This is a genomic window from Schaedlerella arabinosiphila, assembly GCF_003885045.1.
Lineage (GTDB): Bacteria > Bacillota > Clostridia > Lachnospirales > Lachnospiraceae > Schaedlerella > Schaedlerella arabinosiphila.
In genome coordinates, this window is the sequence record NZ_RHJS01000002.1 from 4,561,209 (window position 1) to 4,585,358 (window position 24,150).

At 43.8% G+C, this 24,150-nt stretch carries 17 protein-coding genes and 1 pseudogene; 4 read left to right on the forward strand and 14 right to left on the reverse strand.

Annotated features, from left to right (window positions below):
* Nucleotides 1-21: 21 nt before the first annotated feature.
* Both EBB54_RS21535 and EBB54_RS21540 read right to left on the reverse strand, forming a co-directional pair.
* A pseudogene (locus EBB54_RS21535) lies at nucleotides 22-1,582 on the reverse strand (AAA family ATPase).
* A 108-nt stretch (nucleotides 1,583-1,690) separates the two neighbouring features.
* On the reverse strand, nucleotides 1,691-2,137 hold the full coding sequence (locus EBB54_RS21540) for an adenylyltransferase/cytidyltransferase family protein (protein WP_125128927.1): 447 nt from the start codon (nucleotides 2,135-2,137) through the stop codon (nucleotides 1,691-1,693).
* 236 nt (nucleotides 2,138-2,373) lie between these two features.
* Here EBB54_RS21540 and EBB54_RS21545 point away from each other — a divergent pair, with 236 nt between their 5' ends.
* Nucleotides 2,374-4,128, forward strand: coding sequence for an IS1182 family transposase (locus EBB54_RS21545; protein ID WP_193554377.1), 1,755 nt, complete (start codon nucleotides 2,374-2,376; stop codon nucleotides 4,126-4,128).
* Between the two features lie 181 nt (nucleotides 4,129-4,309).
* On the opposite strand, the gene EBB54_RS21550 is transcribed toward EBB54_RS21545, so the two are convergent.
* The 5 genes from EBB54_RS21550 to EBB54_RS31360 all read right to left on the reverse strand — a co-directional run bounded on the left by EBB54_RS21550 (nucleotide 4,310) and on the right by EBB54_RS31360 (nucleotide 10,621).
* Nucleotides 4,310-5,341 (reverse strand): serine hydrolase, encoded by a 1,032-nt coding sequence (locus EBB54_RS21550; RefSeq protein ID WP_125128929.1) that lies wholly within the window; start codon nucleotides 5,339-5,341, stop codon nucleotides 4,310-4,312.
* Between the two features lie 15 nt (nucleotides 5,342-5,356).
* On the reverse strand, nucleotides 5,357-6,280 hold the full coding sequence (locus EBB54_RS21555) for an N-acetylmuramoyl-L-alanine amidase family protein (RefSeq protein ID WP_125128930.1): 924 nt from the start codon (nucleotides 6,278-6,280) through the stop codon (nucleotides 5,357-5,359).
* A 29-nt stretch (nucleotides 6,281-6,309) separates the two neighbouring features.
* On the reverse strand, nucleotides 6,310-6,780 hold the full coding sequence (locus EBB54_RS21560) for a zinc ribbon domain-containing protein (protein ID WP_125128931.1): 471 nt from the start codon (nucleotides 6,778-6,780) through the stop codon (nucleotides 6,310-6,312).
* Nucleotides 6,781-6,912: 132 nt separating this feature from the next.
* Nucleotides 6,913-9,162, reverse strand: coding sequence for a zinc ribbon domain-containing protein (locus tag EBB54_RS21565; RefSeq protein WP_125128932.1), 2,250 nt, complete (start codon nucleotides 9,160-9,162; stop codon nucleotides 6,913-6,915).
* A 103-nt stretch (nucleotides 9,163-9,265) separates the two neighbouring features.
* Entirely contained in the window at nucleotides 9,266-10,621 is a 1,356-nt protein-coding gene (locus EBB54_RS31360; protein ID WP_243127762.1) for a YARHG domain-containing protein, read from the reverse strand.
* A 229-nt stretch (nucleotides 10,622-10,850) separates the two neighbouring features.
* Here EBB54_RS31360 and EBB54_RS31365 point away from each other — a divergent pair, with 229 nt between their 5' ends.
* Nucleotides 10,851-11,333 carry a hypothetical protein gene (locus EBB54_RS31365; RefSeq protein ID WP_243127763.1) on the forward strand — a complete coding sequence of 161 codons (483 nt, stop codon included), beginning with the start codon at nucleotides 10,851-10,853 and terminating at the stop codon, nucleotides 11,331-11,333.
* Nucleotides 11,334-11,366: 33 nt separating this feature from the next.
* Nucleotides 11,367-12,020 carry a glycosyltransferase family protein gene (locus EBB54_RS31370; protein WP_243127764.1) on the forward strand — a complete coding sequence of 218 codons (654 nt, stop codon included), beginning with the start codon at nucleotides 11,367-11,369 and terminating at the stop codon, nucleotides 12,018-12,020.
* Nucleotides 12,021-12,036: 16 nt separating this feature from the next.
* Here EBB54_RS31370 and EBB54_RS21580 read toward each other — a convergent pair whose 3' ends face one another.
* From EBB54_RS21580 to EBB54_RS21595, 3 genes are all read right to left on the reverse strand, one after another.
* On the reverse strand, nucleotides 12,037-12,249 hold the full coding sequence (locus EBB54_RS21580; RefSeq protein WP_125128933.1) for a hypothetical protein: 213 nt from the start codon (nucleotides 12,247-12,249) through the stop codon (nucleotides 12,037-12,039).
* A gap of 386 nt (nucleotides 12,250-12,635) precedes the next feature.
* On the reverse strand, nucleotides 12,636-15,560 hold the full coding sequence (locus EBB54_RS21590; protein ID WP_125128934.1) for a LicD family protein: 2,925 nt from the start codon (nucleotides 15,558-15,560) through the stop codon (nucleotides 12,636-12,638).
* A gap of 105 nt (nucleotides 15,561-15,665) precedes the next feature.
* Complete coding sequence (locus EBB54_RS21595; protein WP_243127765.1) at nucleotides 15,666-16,424, reverse strand: adenylyltransferase/cytidyltransferase family protein; 759 nt, start codon at nucleotides 16,422-16,424, stop codon at nucleotides 15,666-15,668.
* Nucleotides 16,425-16,645: 221 nt separating this feature from the next.
* Here EBB54_RS21595 and EBB54_RS21600 point away from each other — a divergent pair, with 221 nt between their 5' ends.
* Entirely contained in the window at nucleotides 16,646-17,773 is a 1,128-nt protein-coding gene (locus EBB54_RS21600) for a capsular polysaccharide synthesis protein (protein ID WP_125128935.1), read from the forward strand.
* A gap of 126 nt (nucleotides 17,774-17,899) precedes the next feature.
* On the opposite strand, the gene EBB54_RS21605 is transcribed toward EBB54_RS21600, so the two are convergent.
* The 4 genes from EBB54_RS21605 to EBB54_RS21620 all read right to left on the reverse strand — a co-directional run bounded on the left by EBB54_RS21605 (nucleotide 17,900) and on the right by EBB54_RS21620 (nucleotide 24,135).
* Nucleotides 17,900-18,988 carry an FkbM family methyltransferase gene (locus EBB54_RS21605; protein WP_125128936.1) on the reverse strand — a complete coding sequence of 363 codons (1,089 nt, stop codon included), beginning with the start codon at nucleotides 18,986-18,988 and terminating at the stop codon, nucleotides 17,900-17,902.
* A 4-nt stretch (nucleotides 18,989-18,992) separates the two neighbouring features.
* Nucleotides 18,993-19,931, reverse strand: a complete 939-nt coding sequence (locus tag EBB54_RS21610) for a class I SAM-dependent methyltransferase (protein WP_125128937.1) — start codon at nucleotides 19,929-19,931, stop codon at nucleotides 18,993-18,995.
* Between the two features lie 120 nt (nucleotides 19,932-20,051).
* Entirely contained in the window at nucleotides 20,052-22,418 is a 2,367-nt protein-coding gene (locus tag EBB54_RS21615; RefSeq protein ID WP_125128938.1) for an HAD family hydrolase, read from the reverse strand.
* 61 nt (nucleotides 22,419-22,479) lie between these two features.
* The gene (locus EBB54_RS21620) at nucleotides 22,480-24,135 is read right to left on the reverse strand and encodes a DUF4422 domain-containing protein (RefSeq protein ID WP_125128939.1); all 1,656 of its coding nucleotides are present in this window, start codon (nucleotides 24,133-24,135) and stop codon (nucleotides 22,480-22,482) included.
* Between the last annotated feature and the right edge of the window lie 15 nt (nucleotides 24,136-24,150).

The window sequence follows — 24,150 nt, forward strand, 5'->3', positions numbered from 1 at the left end:
GGGTGTGCTCTCCCTGGTTCACTATCCGATCAAAACTTTTTTCCCTTCAAATGCGAATCCATACTTTCTGATTCGTTCCGGCGATATTCCCCTGGCTTCCAGTGAAGCAGCATACTGCATCTCATCGATCTGTGCTAATGCTGATTTCACCGTATCTTTCAGTGAGCCTTCCTCCTCAGGGTCATACACTTTAAATTCCAGGATAATGGCATCGTCCTTACTATGAAGCGGCTCCAATATGACATCATAACGGCCAAATCCGCTTTCCCGGTTCGAAGTCACCATATATCTGTCTGCCAGGTCTACGATCAGGCCAAGAACGAAGCCATGATAAAACTTTTCAGGTTCAGCTGCTTCTGAAGGCTTTTTTCCCGTATCAAAATAGCTGATCGTCTCAAGCGCAACCTTGTTCATATAGGCATTCATACTCTTCAAATCCGCGCGGAGCAATGCGCGGATAAAATCATTGTAGGATGGGGTAAAATCTGAAAACCATCCTTCTATCATCTGTTCAAACATCATGCGGACTTCCTGATTTGTCAATACAAGGTCATATCCATGCTTTCCTCTTTTCTCATTCGGAATAAATCTCTCCACCTTTAGATACCCGCTTGCCAGCAGCAGACTCCATACTGCACTTTCCCTGGTGTCCAACAGGCTGAACACCATCTGCTCATCAATATACGTATGAAGTTTCCCGCCTTTGAGCAAGTCTTCCATAACCATTTTCACGTCCCGACTTCCTTCACGGATCAGCTTTCCCACCAGGCTGTTGCTGCTGGTGTTCACCCAGTATGAAAAAAAAGTCTTTTTATCTAAATAGTTAATGATCGACCACGGATTATAAATATCTGTTTTTTTCCCAAACGTAAAGCCATCATACCAGGCTCTTACTTCCTCCTCCTTATCTGACAGCCCATATTCCCTTAATGCCTCTGAAACCTCATCCTGTGTAAAGCCAAAGGAATCCTGATATTTTTCCGAAATAATCGTAACTGCTTCCAGATTATTCAAATCAGAGAAGATTGATTCTTTACTCACCCTGGTAATCCCCGTCATGATCGCACGGCCGAGATCAGGATTTGTCTTAAAGGCTGAATTGAATATGCTCCTGGTAAATTCTGCCAGTTCTTCCCAATACCCATATACATACGCTTCCTGCATGGGAGTATCATATTCATCCAACAGAATGACCACTTTCTTCCCATAAAATCTGCAGAGATATTTTGACAATTCATGCAGCGCCAGAGTTGCCTCTGCATCTCCCATATCTGCAGAAACTCTTTTGAAAAAAGCCTCTTCCGATGGCGTTAAGATCCCGCTTCCTAACAAAAAAATATTTTCTGAATATAAATTTTCCAGCAAATAACAGATCTCCCCTGTCCGCATACTTTAGTGAAAAGAACTTTTCTACCATGTCAAGAGTAAGCGTCTTGCCGAAACGGCGTAGGCGGGTGATCAGGGTAACCTCATCCTTATTCTCCCACCACTCCTTGATAAACAGCGTCTTATCCACGTAAAAATTGTTTTCCGTAATCACCTTTTCAAAGTCCTGCATTCCAATACCAACTGGTCTTGACATAATATTGTGCCTCCTTTCCCAAATGCTAAATCCGCTTTCTTAAAATAATAGCATAAGAAAACAAAGGCGCACAATCGTTACTTTCTTCCTGCTGCCGGTTCTTTCCTTTCATCTGTCTCCGAGATCCATCTTCCCCCGGATAGCAGTCGAACTGGTAGCCATTGTATATTCAAAAAATTCCATATCCGCCCCCACTTCCCGAAGCTGCTCCAGGTCACGTGTCCAGTCCGCACCATGATCATTGCCGGAAAAGTGGCAGTCATAATGATATCTTTTCCAAGCGTCAATCTTATAAGTGTTGGAAAAGTCTACTGGTACTACACGATCTACATAGGAAACCGCTGACACGATCGCCGCCCTTTGTTCGTAAGGGATCACCGGCTTTCTCTTTTTAAAGTGTTCAAACAGCTCATCTGTAAGTACCCCGGCAATCAAATATTCACATCGGGATTTTGAGCGGCGCAGCAGGTTCAGGTGTCCCACATGGAACAGGTCAAATGCTCCCGGGACATAACCGATACGGTAGGGCTTCTGTTCTTCTTTACAATATCGAATCTTCTATCGGAACGGGCCTGTAATAAGGTAACCCGTAATTTCACCTGGTCGCATTGTACAGACTGGATTTTGAACGCGATACATAATGAAATGGGGCTGTCGGGAAATAGATAGCCCTACACAGTGGGAGGTGTGATCCATGCGGATCACACCTCCCACTGAAATTTATCCATTAAAAAAGAAAAAAGATGGCTAACAACAACCATCTTTTCTCCGCTCCATGTTATAATGGAACTATGCTAAAACAAGATTATTATAACAACTTTTTTGATATAGGGCAACAAAAAATCAACTTCAGTTTCTATGAATTGGGTTTACCCGACGACGATCCAGTCTATACCCTGAAAAAAGTAATGGAGGAATTAGATTTTTCAGGCCTTCTGGCCTGCTATTCAGATAAGGGAAGAACCGGGTATAATCCAATCATGTTGTATGCTGTGGTTACTTACGCAAATATGCGTGGAGTCCGGGCGGTTGACCGTATTGTGGATCTGTGCCGGAGGGATCTTGCCTTTATCTGGCTGACCAAAGGGCAGAAGCCCCATAGAGATGCTTTTTATGACTTTAAAGGAAAAAAACTGACGGGCGAAATCCTGGATGAATTGAACCATCAGTTTATGCGCCGCCTGCAAAAGGAAGGACTCATTACGCTGAAAGAACTCTACATTGATGGGACAAAGATTGAAGCGAATGCAAACCGATATACGTTTGTCTGGCGTGGAAGCATAAACTATCATCTTGCCGGTCTTTTGGACACCATAGATGCCCTTTATACAAAGTACAACGCATTTTTGTATGAGAATGAATATGGACCAAAATACGATCTTGGAGAAGCACGGATGTTCATGATCGAGGGGATGGAAAAGGTCAGGAAAGTGATCGAAGAAAACAGGCGGCGGAAACTGACAAAGCATAAGAAAATCTCGAACAATACCCTCATTGAGATTGATCACTGTTCTCCGCTTGAAATCTTAAAACTGCAGAAGAATCTGGTGGAGATTGCAAAAGGCGAAGGGATTCTGTTAGTCAGCGGAAAGGGAAAGCATAAATCAGAGCTCCAGAAGCTTTATGAGGAACTGGAAGAATGCGGCAGGCGTCTTATGGAATATAAGGAATGCTTTGAAATTATGGGGAAAGACCGTAACAGCTATTCCAAGACGGATCTGGAAGCAACGTTCATGCGGATGAAAGAGGACCATATGCTGAATGGGCAGTTGAAGCCGGCATACAATGTCCAGATCGCGGTAGAGAATTACTTCATTGTCCATAGTTATGTGAGCAGCGACCGGACGGATTACAATACGCTGATCCCTGTTTTGGAGAAGCATCAGAGAGCATTCGGAGATACCCTGGAGGCAGTGACTGCCGACAGTGGCTACTGCAGCGAAAAGAATCTGATGTATCTGGAGAAGAACGGAATCCGAAGCTATATCAAACTCCAGGATCATGAGAAACGGAAGACCCGGGCATACAAGGACGAGATCGGAAAGTATTACAACATGACATACGCCGTCTTTGAAGATGAGCATTATTACATCTGCCATGATGGAAGGGAGCTGCGCCATATCCGGACAGAAAGCAGAGAACAGGCTGGATATACCCAGACACTTGAGGTATATGAATGTACGGACTGCAGCGGCTGTGAGCACAAAGCGAAGTGTCTTTATAAATATGATGCCGAAAAGAAACCGGATCGAAGCAAGGTCATGAAGATCAACGAACGATGGGAAAAACTGAAAGAAGAATCCAATGCGAACATCCAGAGTGAGACGGGTATCCTGAAACGGCAGACACGCTCCATCCAGACGGAAGGACACTTTGGGGACATAAAAGAAAACGAGGACTTCCGAAGGTTCAATTACCGTTCAGCGGAAAAAGTATATAAAGAGTTTATGCTGTATGCAATCGGTCGAAACATCATGAAATACCACCGATTTATCCATCATGAAATTGAAAAATATGAAGGAAAAAAGGAGCAGAAAGCCGCTTAGCCAAAGGAGCGCTTCTCAAAATCCAAACAAGGGGATTTTGCGCCCTAAAATAGATGCTGCTGAAAGAAGGAAACAGTCCGGTAAAAATCCAGGGCCTTGAAAAAGCCTGAATTTTTACCGGACTGTTTTTTCTTACCTATCAGGGGCATAAATCGTTATTTCCCGACAGCCCCATCCATTGTCATTCCTGTCCCATGATATAATTGTACACTTCCGAGGATATGCTGACAATGGCCTGTCTTGCTGATGCTGTGTCCCCGAGATTTTCAGACATCACGCACAAAATATAGGGACTATTTTCCGTAACCACGACCGCGGCATCATTCTCTACACGATCCAGCTCACCGGTCTTATTGGCCACGGTCACACCGTCCGGTATCCCTGCCGGTATTTTTTCCACTCTTTCCTGCTGCTTCAGCAGGTTCATCATTTCCTCTGCACAGGGAATTTCTTTATTGTAAACGCGTTCCAAAAATACCGTACAGTCCTTTGCAGAAGTATAGTTCTCGGAATCTGTCCCTGTCTCCAGCAGCATCCTCCCCATGCTGGAATCGGCATAGCCATTTCTGGCACAGTAATCGCTGACCGCAGCCCGGCCTGCTGCCGCGTCGCCCTGGCCAAGCAGCTCCGTCAGAGCATTTGCAGCATTGTTGTCGCTGACCGTGATCATGCCGCGGAGAAGAGCATCAATATAGTCTTTTCCGTTTCGGCCTGTCAATGCATCGTAATTCTCATATACGGCGCCCATGATATAAAGCTTTATCAGGCTGGCGGCCGTCATTTGTCCGCTTCCGACTGCTTCTTCCGCATGGTCGGAAAGCCTGCGCACAGATACCTGCCAGTTTTCCCCGGAGTTCATCCGCTCTGAAATGACTGCCAGGATACTCTCACGGACCGGCTCTATGCCTGCCGGAACAGAAATGCTATTTTCATCCTGCTCCCCGCTCCCGCCGGCATCCAGGGTATGGCCACGTTCCTGTGAATCCAAAGCTTCTCTGGTTTTCTCCAGCTCCTCCTGCAGTTCTTTCTGATCCGCAGCAGCCTGCTCTTTCTTCTCCTCAAGGACCTGCCGCTCTTTCTCCAGTTCCCTGACCTGAGTCCTTTCCTGCTCCAGATTTCGATGCAGGTATACATTTCCTGCCAGACACAGCAGGATCAAAAATAATAAAATCACGATACCCTTGAATGCATTTCGATTATTTTTTTTCCTCATCCCTGTATCACCTTATCAATTGCCCGCGGCAAAGTACTGGTCAATCCCATTTGCAATCCCCTGTACCATCAGCACTTGAAAATCTGCGTTCTGCATATTCACGTCATCGCTTTCATTAGTCATAAATCCCATCTCTAAAATCATGACCGGCATCTGGCTCCAATTGATCCCCGTCATATTATCAGAAAGCTGTACTCCCAGATTGGCAAGTCCGCATGACTGGCAGTATGCATTGATCACATGTTCTCCCAATGCATAGCTCTTCTCATGGAGATGGGACACATATGGATTTTCCATGGACGGGACCATGGCAAGAGCGCCGTTCGCGCCGGAATCCTCGCTTCCGTTTGCATGGATCCGCACGTAGATATCCGCCCCAAAATCCGCTGCCAGAAGAGCCCGCTCGCTGTTGCTGACCGCCGTGTCGTTATCCTGTCTTGTGAGCAGAACCTCGTAACCGCGCGTCTCCAATTCCTGTCGAAGCTGCATGGATACTGCAAGGGTCAGCTCGTACTCCGGGACTCCCGTAAATCTTCCCTGAGTCCCTGACGTAGCTTTTGCTTTCATTTCCTGGGAGCCCGGTCCCATTGGCTCCAGGTCGCTCATATCCACATGATAGCCCTGATGCCCCGGGTCGATCGCTACCTTTTTCCCATTCGCACTGACCGGCGCCGCTTCATTCTGCGGTACTTCCTCCGAGTGATCTGCGTTTCGGGATTCCCCCAGCTTTCCTTTTGCAAATGTGATCTCTTCCTGGAGCTGCTTCCCTGCTTTCTCCTGATCCTCTGCTTCACTTTCCATCTGCATGACCTCTTTTTCCAGCTTTGCGGCCGTTTTCCGAACACTGACCGTCTCTTTTATGATATAAACAGAGAATCCCGCCAGAGCGATCAGAATGACCACCAATATCCCTGTCACAGCCTTATCCACTTTTTTCATCTTGTCTTTCTCCGATCACATACAGCATCTCAGTTCTGCTTTGCCCCGCACTTTGTACAAAATGCTGCCGCTCCTGGAATCTTGCTTCCGCAGCTGATACAGAATTTGCTCTCCGGCACGGCGTTGTTCTGAGCCGGAGCATTCTGATTCTCTATCCTGGTTCCGCAGCCGACGCAAAAAATCGTATCGTCGTCCAAAGGTGTTCCGCATACCGGGCATGTCTTTGTATTTTCAATCACCTTGATTGCTTTATCGATCTCATCGATCTTGTAATAACTGCTTTTGATCATTGCAACCAGCTCCTGAAGCTCCGGGAGCGGTTCATCACGCTTGAGGTCATAATACAGCTTCCCCAGGTTCTGATAATACTTCTCAATCTTTTTCTGCTCATCTGCTATCTGGCTTTTCATGCCTGTAATATCTGCTATCCCCTTCGCCTTATGCACCATAGTCTGACTGGTAACTGTAATCTTTTTACTGAAATCGCCGAATAACGCCATCCCTCTCCACTTCCTTTCTCTTTTTCAATCGCCGGAAACGCAGGTGTTTCCATACCTGTGCTGTCCGGCAAAAATGTGTAAATCTATTTTCATTTGTAACTGTTCAAAACAGCAGGCTGTCCAAATCCGATATCAATAAGAAATCCTGCTACTGCCGAAGAGGTATCTCACATCTTCGTCCAGATCGATCAGTTCTTCTTTTCCTCTATAAAATTCCAGGCTTCCTCTGTATGCTTCCATGCTGTAGTCTGTCAGCAGTGCCGCCTTGTCCGGTTCAAATGCTTTATATTGATATACATCATCTGCGATCAGCACGCTCTTTTTTCCGTCATATTTTTTCAGCGTAGCGGATTGTCTGGAGCTGCTGAAGTCCACCGCATAAAAGACCGTATCATCTACAAAGTCCAGTGTATAGGACTGCACATCGGAATCAATCTCCTCTTCATCGCAGTACAGGACGCCAGAGTTGTCCTTCATATCTGACATATAATAAACCTTGCCCTCATGAACTGTTTCAATATGATCCACATCCTCTGAGACAACTTCGCATTTTCCGTCTGCTTTGCTTCCCACCGTAAAAGACATCAGCGTTTTTCTGCCTTTATCCCCGCTGTCCTCATCCTCTTCACTGCGTTCTACTTTCAGACCATATCCTTTCTGTCCGTCCTCATCTACCGTTAATGCTTCCGTCAGTACTTCATCCAGCACCACTACTTCCCCTTCGGTACATACACAGGTCTCCACAGATTTTACCAGACTTTCATAATACTGGCTTTCCACATCGCCAAGATATTCCAGATCCGACAATCTGACCTTGGGGATGTCTTCCAGATCATAATGATTAAAGAGCAACGCTTCTGTCTGGCTGAAAGAATACAGATCCGCAAAAGCAGAATCCATCTGTTCTTCTTTTCCATCCTTATAGCGGTACAGCTCTCTTGTCTGGTTGCTGATCTCATACTCGTCCAATTCACTGCGCATATCATCCCTGTTCAGCTTTGCCCGGTATTTATCATATGCTTCATTGTATGCGTCATAATCCGTGGTTTCCGTCTTTTCATATTTTCCGGAATAACGGTTTTTTTCTACTTTTTCAATCTTGAAGTCCTCATACTCCGGCTCCGTGATCTCCTGATCCTGCTTGGCACAGTCATCCTCTACCAGGTCTGAGGCCATCAGCTTATTTTCCGCTTCCTTTATATAGTAAACGCATTCGTCATTATTGGAGACCACGCTCTGTACCCCGGAGGAGATCTTTTCCTTGTCTTTAAAATCTTCAATCAGATAGAGCGTATCCTCGTCCATGACTGTGATCTGCCTGAGATCATTTCCAACAAGAACCATGCCGACATCATCCGCCAGCTTTTTCTTTTCTTTTTTTAATGACAGCTCCTGCTGGTACACACTGATCTTATCTGCGCCTGCTTTTTCTGTCCAAACAATATTGTCTTCCTTTTCATCAATGTAATACTGCAGGACATCCGAAGCGATCTTTTCCTTATTGTCCTTGATATCATTCAGATATAAGGTATTGTTGCCGGATTTTATGTAGACCACCTTGTTATTCTTCAAAACAGTATACCTGCAGACAAAGCTGTCGATCTTGACCCCGCCTTCGCTTTTTCCTGTCTTCTGCATATTCAGAGTGTATTCTTGTCCGTTCTCTCCGAACTCCACATTCGTTGGATAGAAAATGTAGGCCCCGTCTTCCGAATAACATGCTTCCGCATTGCCGCGTCCCTCATAAATGCCTTCCCCTCCGTATCTGCCGCTGTATTCGACAGGTTCTCTTTTATAATGGTCCAGATCTGCCTGCGACACTCTTCCATCCTTCAGATACGCAACATACACATTGCTTCCTCGTGAGCGGCCGCAAGCCACTTTTATGCCGACTACCGCCGCCACTACGATCACAGCCGCTACTGCCAGCCATTTTACGGTCAGCTTCTTTTTAGGTGCGGCACTTTGCATGGCTTCCGGAGGGATGGGCGAAACAGCCGGCGGCATTATCTCCATCTCCATATTTTTCCCGCAGGAGAAGCAGAATACTGCATCAGCTTCGTTCTTCGTTCCGCAGTAAGGGCAGAACTTATCCCCAGCAGGGGTGTCCTCCGGAGTTGTATTTTGCGGTTCCAGCTCTGCTTGTATTTCGGGCTCCTGATCCGGCTTCGCCGGTTCTATTTCATTCACTGCTGGCTCCTCCGGTTCTGTTTCATTCGCTGGTGGCTCCTCCAGTTCTGTTTCATTTGCTGCTGGCTCCTCCGGCTTTGTTTCACTCGCTGGTGGCTCCAGGGCAGCAGTCACTTCCGGCTGCTTTGCGCCGCAGCTAAAGCAGAATTTTGCTCCTTCCGGCAATTCACAGCCACAATTTGTACATCTCATTTCCTTTTCCTCCTCATTTGCGTTCAATTTTCAAAGCTGATTTTAATGCGAGCAGTTCCAGCATCTTTCATAAATTCGCTGGCACTGCTTTTGTACTCTTTGATCACTGATCCAGCTTATAGCCTCCGCTTTCCATTGAAAATTCTTTTTTACTCAGCAGTTCAACATTTCTCTTCTCGAAATCGTTCAGCATGCTTTCCCGAAAAGCCGCCGGATCCACGGTTCCGTTATACCATGACTTGCTGTTAAAATATGTCTGCAGCTCTGCGGACTGAAACCTTCTTCCATGCCTCGCGTAGATTTCATTTTTAGCGTAATTGATCTGCTGTATATTCAGGCCGCTTAAGTCTGCGTCAGACAGGTATCTGCTATTGCTGTCCGGTATGATATATTCGTCCTTCCCCGCCGTATTCTGCACTTCCAGAAGCAGATCAAGAACCGCATTTTTATCATTTACCAGGGATTCGCTTTCCTCCAGCAGTTTAACTGCTTCATCCTTTTTCCCGGCTTTTACCAGCTTCTCACTCTCTGAATCCAGATAAAAAATATACTCCGCATCATATTTTTCAACCAGTTCTTCCAGGAACTCATCATCACCGTCAACCGCTTTTTTCAATGCTGTCAGTTCTTCTATGAGCGGCTTGAAATCCGAATCAGAAGCGAACTTTGCCAGCTTATCCCCCAGGTCTTTTTCAATGGTACTCTGAAATTCCAGAATATCGTCCGCCGCTTCCCCCTCTAGTTCCTCCGCGTCCAGATCCGCCAGAGCGTTTTTGGCTTCCGCATAATCCATTTCTTTCTTCTTATAATCTGCCTTTATCACTGACAGCAGGCTGTCTGATGCCTGTTCGTCATTGTCCGTGCCGTCCTCGCCTTGTTCTTTGTCCATATCCTCCTTTTCCTCTTCATACTCCTCGTCCTCATCTTCCGGATCCTCTTCTCTCTCATTGGATGCCTGAATCGCATATGGCTCATATGGAAATACAAACAGGGATCCCAACGTGCCTGCTGTAAAAAGAACGCTGAACAGAATCCCTGCAATGGAAATAGTCCATATTCCTTTATCCTGTAAGGAAAAAACAGATAGCAGCAATGCAATGATCCCTAAAAATACCGGGATCACATAAAGCAGATATGGGTAGATCTCCTCCAGCAGCAGGCTGTCAGTCAACGGGTCCCGCAGGACTGTTCTTAACAGTATATAAATGAGCAGCAACAATATGCTGATGCCCAGGGACAGATATGCCAGTCCTTTCTTTCCAGCATTGTGCTGCTCCGGAGATGCAGCCGCAGACTGCGCGGCATGTACAGGGGGAATGCTCCTGCTGCCCTCTTCTTTTTGTGCTGTCTGGTCCGGCGCCTGCATCAGAGACGGCTGGCCCGGGGCCTGGCCGTTCTGCTGCCTGCACGAACACACTTCTCCTTCCTGTAACTTTCTGCCGCAGTATTTACAAAACATGCAACCTCTCCTCCTCCGTATACTTTGTCGGACAAAATCCGCCCGTCCCGCAGGGCCGTGAATTGTGGGACGCCCTGAGGGATCGTCTCTCAAATCCCATGGTATAGACCACATTTAAATAATATTTTACAACATCAGACTGTGAGTTACAAGTTATACGTCCTATTTTCCTGCTTTTTCATTCCCTTGTGTTATAGGAAAAAAGCACAAGGAGACCTATTCATGAGAATTGTATTATTATTCAGAAGTAGAATCTTTCAATTGTTTTACAAATCTGCTTGCAGGGGAGCTACTTACCCGCGTGCACAAAACATTTATACTGGATTTGAAAAATCCGCCTGCTGAAAATCTACATTCTTTTGCGAAATTTTCTGCATTTATTGCAGAAAAGGTGGACGCAGCAATATGTTTTGACGGCCTGAGAACCCGTGAAGATATATTTATTGATATCAGGAATTTTTACCAAACGGTTGTTATCGATATTTTGATGGATCCTCCGCTTCGTTTCCATCCATCCTTGGAAAAGCATCCGCAGAATTACCTTCTTTTTTGCTGCGACCTGGATCATGTAGAATATGTGAAAAAATATTTTAGTCAGACGGTATCACATGTAGATTTTATGCCGCATGTAGGAATCATACCAAATAAAACTATTCCAGACATTCCTTATAGGGAAAAGAAATATGATATCTTATTCTCAGGTACGTACTAGCGCCCAGAGACTATGTTTACTAATATAGAAGAGATGTTTGGAAAAGGAACGGATACTTATCATTTTTATCTAAATGTTTTTGAATGCCTTGTAAATGACAGCAGCTTTACGATAGAACAAGCTATTATACATAACATTGAGAATTTAAATGTCGGTATCGACCAGAATAATCTGAAACTTTTGTTAGGCTGCTCTGAGTCTATAGAATGGGCTATCCGCATGTACCAGAGAGAGCGTGTAATAAAGACGCTTACCGATGCAGGTCTTGAACTGCACCTCCTGGGCTGTGGCTGGGAGAATCACAGCTCCGCCGGATACAGGATCGATGACCGGATTCCCTACGCGGAAATGCTGGCTTATATGGCGGATGCCAGAATCAGCCTGAATGTATTTCCATGGTTTAAAGCCGGAACACATGACCGGATTTTTAATGCTCTGCTTCAGCATTCACTGCCCCTTACCGATCCCAGCAGATGGATAACAGAAAATTTTACAGATGGCGAGGATATCGCACTGTATGACTTGAAGCATTTAGAACGGCTTCCGGAGATTGCCGAAGAGCTTCTGCGTGAAGCCGACCGCGCAGAAGCTATGATAAAAAGAGGGTATGAAAAGGTAAGCCGCCATTTCACCTGGTCGCATTGTGCAGACTGGATTTTGAACGCGATGCATACAATAGCAGATTGAAATGATCTGGGGCTATCTATTTCCCGACAGCCCCCTTTGGAAGATCCTTTTCGTCCGCACGCCACAATCCGTGATCCTCAAAAAATCTTAAATCTATACTTCCCTCAGTTCCATCACCATCCTTAAAAGTCACTGTGATGTCTTCTCCCCTCGCCCAAATATAGGCACTATTTTCTGACATATGCTTAAGGCTGGTCCATGAATATTCAGTCCCATCCGCAAGATTCACTTTCACTTCCTGAAGCGGATAGCTAAGTGATGCCGGATCAGTACATTTCTCTGATCCTGATGCAACCTGGGGCTGAGACTGCGACCTGGAAAAATACTATTTTGGCTACCCTTTGTTTCAGTTATCCTGTTATAACAGCAAACTTAGAACAGACATCCCGCTGCTCCTGCGTTTCACCAGCGCAAGGCGCATGATTCGGTCTGCTTCCTTGCTGCTTTCCATGAACTGAAAAAACATATGCCGGCAGTTTCCATTGAAAACATGTATCTGGACTCCGCAATGGACAATTACCCTACCTACTGGCTCCTCAAAAACAGGAACATACGGGCCGACCTGGAGCATTGATGTCCGTGTCGCCGGTAATCTTAAGTGAAAGTGACTTTTATTTACTCTTCCTCTCCTCTTTCTTCCGTCTCCAGTATCCAGTCCATACGCTGAATATACACCCGGTAGTCCCGGATTCCCATCTGTTCGAGTTGCTTCTGGATCTCTCTGTAATAGAAACTGCAGATGATCAGCCGCCGTTTCTCCTCCGGTATCTTCAGGATTTCCTCCGGCGCTTTGACCGGTATGCCCAAACGCCTGCGCCCCCATCGGTTCTTATCATTGTCTACGAGGAAATCAGGAGGGTTCTTTTTGCCCCATTTTTCCATATAATCTTCAAACATCATGCCTGTGCCGAATAATATGATCTTCTTCCCCTCCACGTCATCCAGCATATGGGTCAGCATCCGCTGGTAGTCCGTATAAGGCCTGTCCGGGTTGAAGATTCCAAAATGTTTCGGCTTACGCTCCTCCTCTGGAGGGTATTTCATATAATTCTTTCCCAGCGTCATAAACAGATAGTTCTTGTACCCTTTCGGCGCGGGGAATCTGCGATTCTCAAAATCCAGCGTCACCGATTCCTGAAAATCCCCGGCATTGAGCCTTCTATGTTTATAATATCCTGAAAAAAACGCTACATCTTTTGACTCTTCGTCCGTATGCAGGCGCATTGCGCCGTTCAGCATCCGGCAGAGCTGCTCATGGGTATAAAGTCGGGAGAGCAACCGGTAGTTCCTCCACTTCCATTGATCCATATCGCCATATGATTTATAGTCTTTTCCATAAATCTTAGCTAAGATCAGACGATGGCAGTGACGAATCAGCTTTTCCTTTTCCTCAAACTTTTTCTCGTCCATGGTACACACATCTAAAGGCAGGATATCGATCCAGATCCCCAGGTTGCCCTTGTGCTCCAGCTCTCTCATCTCAATCCCTGTAGTCTGGCTGTTCCGTACACGGGCGTACCCTCCCCAGAATATATCCTTTTCTGTCTCTGGGGTATGGAGCGACAAAGGTTCTTTCAGCTCCCTCCGGGCATATTTCAGAAATTTTTGGTAGTCCTTCCTTGGCATCGCAATATCAATGTCGTCGTCCCATGGAATAAAGCCTTTATGGCGGACAGCCCCCAAAAGGCTCCCATGAACCATGAACCAGGTGATTCCGTGCTCCTTACAGATCTGGTCTACCGCCTCCAGCATGGCAAGCTGCACTTTCCAGATTCTCTTCATCTTGTCTGATATCTTGTAATCCGCGACCACCTGCTCTTCCGAGCACAGGTGTTTGATATTTTCCGGAATCTGGTTCCTGTCCACTGCAGCCCAACGGTAGAACTGCCGATATTTCCCATGGTTACGCACCTCGTCGAGGAAACGCAGTTCTTCCTGCATATATATGTCCCAGGTTTCCTCCATCCCGTATTTTTCAATCAGCTTTTTCTTCGGATAGTATTGCTCCGCATTCGGCGTAAAGCAGTAAATATAATGGATAGCACGGAACAGGACGTATTTGGCCGGATAATCTTCCCGCACAAACTCCTGATCAAAATAAAGGAATTCCTTTGTGTCCTGATTGTAGAAGCAGTTCAAAGGTATCAACTCCATGTATGCTTTTTTCAGGATAGGGCCGAAATCTACGGAGTCTTTTATTCTGGATAATAATGCGTTCTGTCCTGCCGGAACTTCTTCCGATGCCTTTAAAATATATGCATAGATCCTCTCTATCAGCGACAGGAATTCCTCCTGATCCTCCCGGATGATCTCTTTGATATAATTGGAAAGCGTAGGCCATGGCACAAAAGGAAGTTCCAGGCTTCCATCCGGCCGCTTCGTATGCTCCACCACCGGAATCCGGCGCCGCTCCAGATCCTTGATATTTTCATATAAGCGCTCGACATTTTCTTTCCCCCCCGGAAACAGGGGCGTTTTCCTTACGATGCCGTCTTTCCGGATCGTCGTTGCGTATCCCCACTCTTTTCCGCGGTCTGTGGAGACTGCCGCATAGATCACACGGCCTGCGTCTGATGGTTCCGTTGAAAGCGCTTCTATTGCCGAACGTTCCCTGCCGGCCATAAATCCATCTGTCGGCCGCTCCCTTTCTTCCTTTCTGCATTCTGCCAAAAATGAATTTGCAAAAAATGGGAACGCGCCGTTCTCCACCACGTCCCGATACAACTCCTGCTCGGACGCGACCAAAGTATAATGATCCAAATAATACGTGATCAGCCTTTCTTTCAGGTTCTGTTCCGGCAGATAATCGTCCGAATAGATCAGCTGCGGCAATTTATAATCAGGCAGAGGATAATAAAATTGCATCCGGGAAAGCCCTGCGCGTTTCACGATATCCTTCAGTTCCTCCCGGCTGAATGAATATCCGCGTGTCCCCCGCGGATAATGGGAGATTCCTTCAAATGGCTTTCCGCCGTGGGATTCCTTTGCTCCGCAGAAATACTTGAGCCCCAAGCGGTTGTCCACTGCCAGGAGAATACAGCCCCCTTCTTTCAAGAGACCGGATACTTTTTTCAGATATTGTGCATAGTCATTTCGATCCCCGGATCCTCCGCATGCACGTTCCATGATTCCTGTGAGCACAATATAATCAAACTTCCTGCCAAATGAAATCTCGCTCCATTCACCTGCATAGACATCCAGGTTTTCTTTTGCGCTCCACCGTCTGGCGATCGCAGACGCCCGATGGGCAGAACGCTCTGTTGCCGTCACCCCGGCACATTTGTCACACAGAAGCCCGGTGAGCGCGCCGAAGCCTGCTCCAATCTCCAGCAATTGTGCGTCTTCCCGGAAAGGATACCAACTCAATAATCCAGTCCTCAGGCTGGACAGCTGATACCATACCGGAAAACGATATTCCTCTGAAATCTCCTCATCATAGTAGTCTTTCGCCTGCGCGTCCAGATAATTAAAGATTATCTGATCCATCTGCGTACGGCGCTGTATGTTTAATTGTTCTTCATCGATATGCAGTACTGCCATGTTTTCCCTCCCAACGTCGTTTCTTTTATCCAAACGTGAAACCGTCGTACCACTCCCTTACATCCGCCTCTTTTTCCCCCTGTCAGATGGCAAGCCCCTCAATTGTCAGCTCATTTTTTCCTTAATATTTGATGAACTAGTCGCCTTCGTATATTCAAAAAATTCCATGTCCGCCCCCACTTCACGGAGCTGCTGCAAGTCATGCGCCCATTCCGCCCCATGGTCGTTGCCGGAAAAGTGGCAGTCGTAATGATATCTCTTCCAAGCATCAATCTTGTAAGTGTTAGAAAAATCCACCGGCACTACACGGTCGACATAAGAGATCGCCGACACGATCGCCGCCCTCTGTTCGTACGGGATTACTGGTTTTTTCTTTTTGAAATGCTCGTAGAGTTCATCTGTGAGCACCCCCGCGATCAAATACTCACACCGGGATTTGGAGCGGCGCAGCAGGTTCAGGTGGCCCACATGGAACAGGTCAAACGCGCCGGGAACATAGCCGATACGGTAGGGTTTTGAATTCTTTGGGGATTCCCCTTTCTCTTTCTCATTTACCTGTTCCGCGGCGGCATCTTCTACCGGAACCGTCCTGTAGTAATGATAGTCCGTAATCCCCATGGACTCCAGCTGTTTTTCAATCGGCTCTTTCTGTGCGGCGCAGATCACTACATAAAAGGTATCTTTGTCCATTACCCTCAAAACCTCTGGAGACTTCACTTCTACGCCGCGCCGGACGCCGCCTGCCCTGGCAGGGTCGTTATCCACGGCAAACAGCGGCGTCCTCCCCAGTTCGCCAGCCTCACACAGCATGTAATTTTCAAAATATTTTCCTGTACCAAAGAGTATGATATCTTTTTTGACCATTAATGTTCTCCTTGTCTCCCGCTGTTAGATATGTTATATTAAAACAGAAAAGGGAAAGCCATAGACGCGGCTTCTTCAGCAGGCAATTATTATATTTTTTATAAATAACTCTATGAATACTTCTCTATCCGAACGAAATCTTTTTACATTTAACTATTGTTTCCTACTGTTAGATATGCTATTGTTTATCCATACTATAAACTATCAGCCGGAGGAACAATATGTATATTATTCATACTATCGATGAATTAAAAGAACTTTTCTCTTCACAAAAAAAAATTCATTTATACGGTGCTGGCAGCCAGACCGTCAATTTTTTATCCGCTTTAAATTCCTGTGGCATAATACCAAATATCACAGATATATTGGTAACAGATTCATCCAGAACCCCCGGGCATTTACAAAATATTCCCGTAATACAATGCAATAAGCCTACTCTTAGCAGGCAAGATTGTATCTTATTAACCGTAAACGATGTCCTGCAAGATAAAATTTCCGCTTATCTGGAAGATTGTAATGCAGAAATCGCAAATCCTCTGCCCGCAATTTATAACGATGTTTATAACAGCATCAAGCCCTTTGCAGAACATTATCCTGATAACCTCACAGGCTTCAACGCACCTGATCCCCAATATTCTGATAAAATCGTATGGACATGCTGGTGGCAGGGCGAGAAACATGCGCCCGACATCGTCAAAGCCTGCTGGCAAAGCCAGAAGAAACATCTTTCAAATGATATACAACATATCATCATCACTCAAAATAATTATTCCGATTATATAACCATACCGGATTACGTTCTGGACAGGTTTAAAGACGGAAAAAACGGCCTCTCCTATCTGGCGGATTATATCCGAGTAAGTTTGCTATATAAATATGGAGGTGTTTGGCTGGATTCAACTGTTTTGCTCCTAGAATCCCTGCCCAAACAGTGCTGGGAACTCCCTCTGTATACATGGCGGCTCAATGCAACACAATTTTGTTCCAAAACAATTTGGTGCGCCTGGTTTCTGGCCGCCCGCCAGGGAAGTCCTTTATATCAGTTTGTAATGGAGGCCTTTTTGTTCTTTTTTTCTAAATACGACAAAATAAAATATTATCTCACAATAGACTATTTTATATCCATTTGCACGAACATCGTTGACGGGGTATTGGAACAATTCCTACAGATACCATATAACAACGCCACAGCCGCTAATTTAGGATGCCATCTGCATGAGCCTTATTCTGAAGAGCAATTTCAAAAATACTGTAAGGGTTCGTTTTTACAAAAACTCAACTGGCATCTGAATGGAGAATATGCAGAAAATTCTATCCTCACCCATATAATCCGCGAAAATCTTACATAACAGCTAATCTAAGCCCTGGAATGCATCTTGGTAGGACTATACATCAACCTATCGAAATGCATTCCTTCTGACTTTCAAAAAGGCCGTATTAAAGCTTCTTACTTCTCTATGAAACAATATGCTTTTTCAGATAGCATAACATACTGTCTCAAATATAGAATCCGCATACTGGCGGATCACGATTTTATATTCCCTGCACATTTCTTTAATCAAAATGGGAATCTCAAACAAATCTTCTGGTTTATGGTAAATGCAGATTGCAAGTTTTGGTTTATATTTCTGTATGATTTTTCTGCACCCTCTTAACGCTTCTGCCTCTGAACCCTCTATATCCATTTTTATATATGTAGGCGCATCCTCAAATACTGTCTCATCTAATGCCCTTGCCTTCACCTCCGCATTTCCTGTCTCAGAAACATGGGACGCAAGATCACCGCTGGCATCAAATCTCAATACCGTTTCATGACTCCATACACCGTATGGATAAAAATCATACTTATAATCTTTCATACGTTCCCTAATTAAATTCTCTTTCGATATTTCAGGTTCAAAAATAATTATTTTTTTATATCTGCCATTTGTCCTGTCAATAAACTTCAACGCCGTATCACCGTTAAATCCGCCACAATCCACAAAAACTTCTTCGTCCGTTAATATAACTTTCCCGTCAAAATATTCTTCCTGCCCACAGCTTACATTCTGGGAGATTCCGCTATACAAATATGCCTTTTTAATCCGATCCAGATACACCTGTTTTGAAAAATCATCTTCCAGAAAACCGTATACTTTTCTATATTGTTCAACATTTATTTCCAAGAATGATACAGGAAGCCTTTCTACGATCACTTTTACATTAATCAGTTCACTGCTTTCAAAACCAAAATCCAGCAATTGTTGATAAACAGAAGCATAACCTGCGTTATCATAAACTGCAATCAGCACAAAAAACAACTCTATATCTTCTTTTAGTTCCTGCAAACCTGTAATTTCCATTCCTGTACGGCTATCTGTTCTCCCACTGACCAGGTTATCGCAAAAACATTTTACTGATATACCATACTCCTTTAAAATATGATACATCCTGTGCCCCAGTTCCCCAGCCCCAAATATCACGGCCTGCCTTTTTCTGCTTTTTTCCAGAACCGCTTTCATATTATCATTACTCTTATAATAATTTTTAAAAATCTCTTCTATTGCATCATTGAACCTTTGCATACACCTATTCCTCCAGATACAAAGTCTCACATTTTGCCCCTTTATCTTCTATCTGTTTTTTTATCGCAAGAGTTGCATTATATGACGCTGTAACAAGGCAGTTGTATTGTCCAAAACGTGTTAAATATTCATGTAATGTAATAATTCTTTTTCCTCTGTGCATTTTTCCAATCTTGTCTGCTGAATTATCAATAAAAAATTTTACATTTTCTTTTCCTAGAATATCTAATACTATGTCACCAATCCAACCGGCACCAAACAATGCAAAAGGCCTTTTATCATCAAACTTTTTACAAGCCCTACGAACTGCTATTTCCCAAATCCGATATGTGTCAAAATATCCATATGTAGGAACACGGCATTCGTCTATAAATGGATTTCCAATTACGATGGATTGTGCTGGCTCTTTCTGGGCAACCAGACATCCGTCATTCCAATCGTCCATCCATTCCCTATAATTTTCCATTTCGGGCACTCCCCCCACCGACGTATGGTGTACTTTCAACTGTGCCCACTTTGCTAAAGCAGCAAGACCATCAGAGAAATAACGATAGCAATCTTTCGGGGTTTTATGTTCTATCCCCGCATTTGGTGCTATAATCACACAAAATCCCGAGGGACTTAACACCCTCGCAATTTCTCTGATTGTAAGCCATGGATATTCAATATGTTCAAATGCCTGCCCTGAAATGACCAAATCAAATGTTTCATCCGGAATCTCCTCCCAATGATAAATATCTCTCGGCACGATATCAACATTCGACCCTGCTGCCATGTCCAAACCAGTATAACTATATCTGGATTCATCAAATATTTCTCTGTATGTCCCATTCATATCATAGCTTCCTATATCTAGGACGTTTACTTTCTTATCTTTTTTGATAAAAAATGGCTCATATTGTTTTATCAGACATTCCATTCTTAAAAATGATGATTTGTGCATAAGCATTCTCCTCAATTATATTTTACTTATAAATACCCCTGAAGTATGTAGTCATCAATATCTATTTTAAAGCGTAAATATCTCATCATTTTTACGAAATACATAACCCAATACACATCTTCACCCTATCCCCTCGGATTTCCATATTGCCAGCGGATTCGGATATGTATATGGCCTGACCCATGTGATCCGTTTTCCACAAATCCCCATGTGTTCTAAATCCCTCCGAATCCCATCCGCTACGTTTTCATCCATCACCGCAATCACAATCTGCTCATCAGATCCAACATCTATTTGGGATATGTCAGAAACCTCCAAAAGCCCTTTCTGTCTATAGGCTTCCGCATTTTGGTCTACCCACAGCACGACCTCATGTTCCGTATCGTCTTTCAGCCTACGGTAAAGGTCCTGTCCGAATTTCCCGGCCCCATAAAGCACAATCTTTTCCTCCAGCAGACGGAGCGGATAAAATGCAGCCCTTCCGTAGCGCTTGACCAATTCCTCCTGATGCTGTTCCCGGTCCTGCCGATATATCCTGCCAACTACAGAGCCATGTTCCCTCTTGCAGCGTTCGATCAAAGCCCGTTCCTCCTCTGTCGCCCTCAGGACTGAATAATTTAAGTCGGTTCCTTTATAGAAAAACTCAATCGGTTCGTTTGTCCTGCGGAGGAAGATTTCCTTAATCTCCTGTTGGGTAAGCCTAGGCGCATATTCCACAACCTCCTCCCCTCGCCCTGATTCACTGCTGGGCATGGAGGCGAAATATTCCAAAACATCTTTCGAGGGTTCCTGTGCGATATGGCGCAGGTACAATAAGACATTGCGCATGGAGCCAATATTTATGCCGCATGTTTCTGATACCTTGCACATCTCGTCTGCCAAGTCCAATATTCCTTTTTCATATTCATAAAAGCCATACTCGATCAATGCTTTATTCTCTGTTGTTTCCAAATCCGGCACAATATTATCCCCTTTGCGTAAATAGCCTCTTGTCTGTCCATGGGGCGCCCGGCACATCATCTCTATTGTAAGGTTATTGTCCAAAAATCCAGGCATAAATGTATCTGTTATAGAATTTTCTATCAGGTTTACCCTGTCAATCTTAAAGAAAAAAGTATGGATTGGTTTTGGATAGATCTCTTTAAGCAACTGCCAAAGACATCCCTGCGTCAATCCGCCTCCTGACACATCAACAAATGCAAACGCGTCATCGGCTACATCCACCTCCTGCGCCAAATATTGCTGCGCCAACTTCCTCTCTTCAGACAGATGCTTTAAATGATACTTCCTAAAATCATCATCTTTAGATAACCTTCTTGTAATATACTCCAATTCCTGACTTGAAATACAGGAATCTTTTTTCCTTTTTGCATATAGTCCTGGAAGGAAATCATATAACTCTTGTAATGGGACATGCAAAACATAGGATAGTTCACTTAACGACGTAATCCTATAAACATGTGACCACAAAATCAATTGATATAAATTATAATGTTCTTCTGTCAGTGACGGCATACGCCATGCCTTCCTCGAACCGTAAATATATTTTGTCGTAATATCCAGTCCTTTTTCCTTTAAAATTATATCAACTATTTCTTTAACCAGATATCCATCCCTTGCGATAAAATATAACCTTTTAAACTTCTTTTTTACAGCTTGTCCTACAATCCATTCTGCATAACTATACAGGACCGGACCTGCATATCTGCATCCAATGCGGAATGAATCAGCTTGATCAGCCCTGTTTGCAGAAACACGAGTTCTGCAACCGCTTCTCAATGCCGTTCCAACCATCAATTGAAGCCCGCTGTCATCCCCGTATGTTTCCAAAATCCCTTTTTCAAACCCTGTCAGTTCCACTTTTGAATATAATTCCACTTTCATCCCCATCCAATAAGGGATTTCTATATCCTGATGGAGATTATCCCCAATATGAGTCCACTCCCCATAATCAACCCGCTCTATCTCTTGCACCTTACGGTATAAATTTCCTGTAGTTTTACGCACGCCATACTCTGAAGAGACATAAATGGGAATCTCACGGAATACTTCATCCGTCTGCAGCAGCATCCTACGTATCGTATCTGTTGGCAGATACATATCTGAAACAAGGATTACCCTCTCCCCCTGTTCCAGAAGCCGCTTTAGCCTCTGGATATTTTCCTCTATTCCTACTACATTAGCAATTTCTGTTTCTGTTTCCAATTCACATAAATACTTTATCTGATCCTCATCTAGGCAGCCGCAGACAGCCATCGCTGTATAAATATCATAAAGCGTTACCTCTTCTTTTTTCTGGAAAGAGCCTGCTTTACGGCTAAGTTCTTCACTGTGGATTCTCAATTCAAAGAAATTATCAATCACATATTCTTCTAATTGATTCCTTTCATTTTCTATACGCAGCCTGTCTTTTATAAGCGCAAAAATCCCCCATGGATTTGCTGTGGTTCTGGTAATTAAAGTGTCAAATATGTCGAAACTATACATCTCTTTTCTCCGTCAGGGTCTTCTACATATCTACTGTTATTTTTATCAATATATAAATATGCTACTCCTCTTCTAAAGGATAGTAAAATTTCATATCTGTATATGCTGCTTTCAGCCTGCCTGAATTATGCATCACATATATTGATAAAAGATTCTCAACAAGAAAGCCCAAATAGCGATCCTTTCGCACCATTGAGATATTTCTGTAATAGCTGTCTACCTTTTCTAATACCCCAAAAATAAACGAACACATCTCATCAAAATATTTTCTTCGCATAATAAATATATTACAAGAAAAATAGCATTTTTCTTTTTCATATTTCAGCGCAGTTTCGTAATAAGATGAATCATATTCCTTTATATAATGCATCATTAAATCCCAGTCATACTCTAATACAAAACGTTCGCAGAAAGTTTCTTTTATGCCTTTCGGTATATATGTCGGCAACGTCAAAAAAATATCATATTCCTCTAACTTCTTTAAGCTGTCCTTTCCTAATGCCATCTGACGCCTGTAATGAAACAAACCTATATAATCCTGGCCGCTTGTGTTTTTCCATATCCAGTATATTGCCGTTCCCTCAGAGTAGTCTCCATTCTTCCTTGATATATTTTCTCCTTCATCATCTCGAACCGACGCAATCTGCACATCCGTAAGTGCTTTTCCGGCCTGTATCGGTATGATCCAATCTGGCAGAGGAGCCAATTCTGACTTCTTATCTTTATGGCACTTTACCAGATATACTTCAATATTTATATCCTTATTTTGAATTTCACGTAAAGCAACCTCTCTATAAGGCAAATAAGCAAAGCCGGGAAACTGCTTTTCATAATCCTCTACCATTTTACCACTTCGAATCACTTCCAATGACTCTTTCCTGCAAAGTTTTTTATCCCATATAGGAATTCTCCAACGATATATTTTTTGTTCCTGTTCCTTTTGAACTGCATAAAAATTCTTCTCGATATTTGCATTGTCTACAAAGTGAAATCCTGCTCCGATCCTTTCCCACATTAATTTCTTGTCTTCGGACTTCATTTGTTTCAATAGCTTATCGGGTATCAAAATAATATTTTCAAACCCACTATTACGAAGTTTTGTAATAAATTTTCTTTGCCGAAAAGTACTATTCATAGTCAATACAATTGTGCTCTCGGTACTTTTGCTTGTTATCTGTTTATAGTTTATAACAGGAATATCTACTTCCAAGTCCAACACTTCCCTATCTGTACATATTGACTCTATTTCAACTCCATTTTCACTCAGATATCGCGCAATCATTTCTCCTTCTATGTCATTGATATAAACTATAATATCCTTTCTTTTGTCTAACGCGTCACATAAATTTTCCACAGAGTCTTGATCAATCACAAAGTTACAGTAAATATCATTTACAATACTTGGTGATACCATAATAATATTTTTTACCTGTCTGGAAAGCAAAAAGTTCGTTGTATTCTTCATATCTTCTTTTTTTTCAACCCCCACAACAATACCAGATAATTCCTGTGGCTTAAGACTGTCCAATCCTATCACCGGTCTATGCAGGAGTTCATGAGGGTTTACTTCCGTATCCGTCACTACAAAAGAATCTACTATAATATAGTTTTTATCAAATAAATAGCACAAAGTCTTTGCAAATTTTCCGGCTCCAAATATTTTTACCGATTTTTCTTCCTTAACCCTATTTAGAAATGCTTCATATAACTCTCTCATGCCAAAATTAACCTC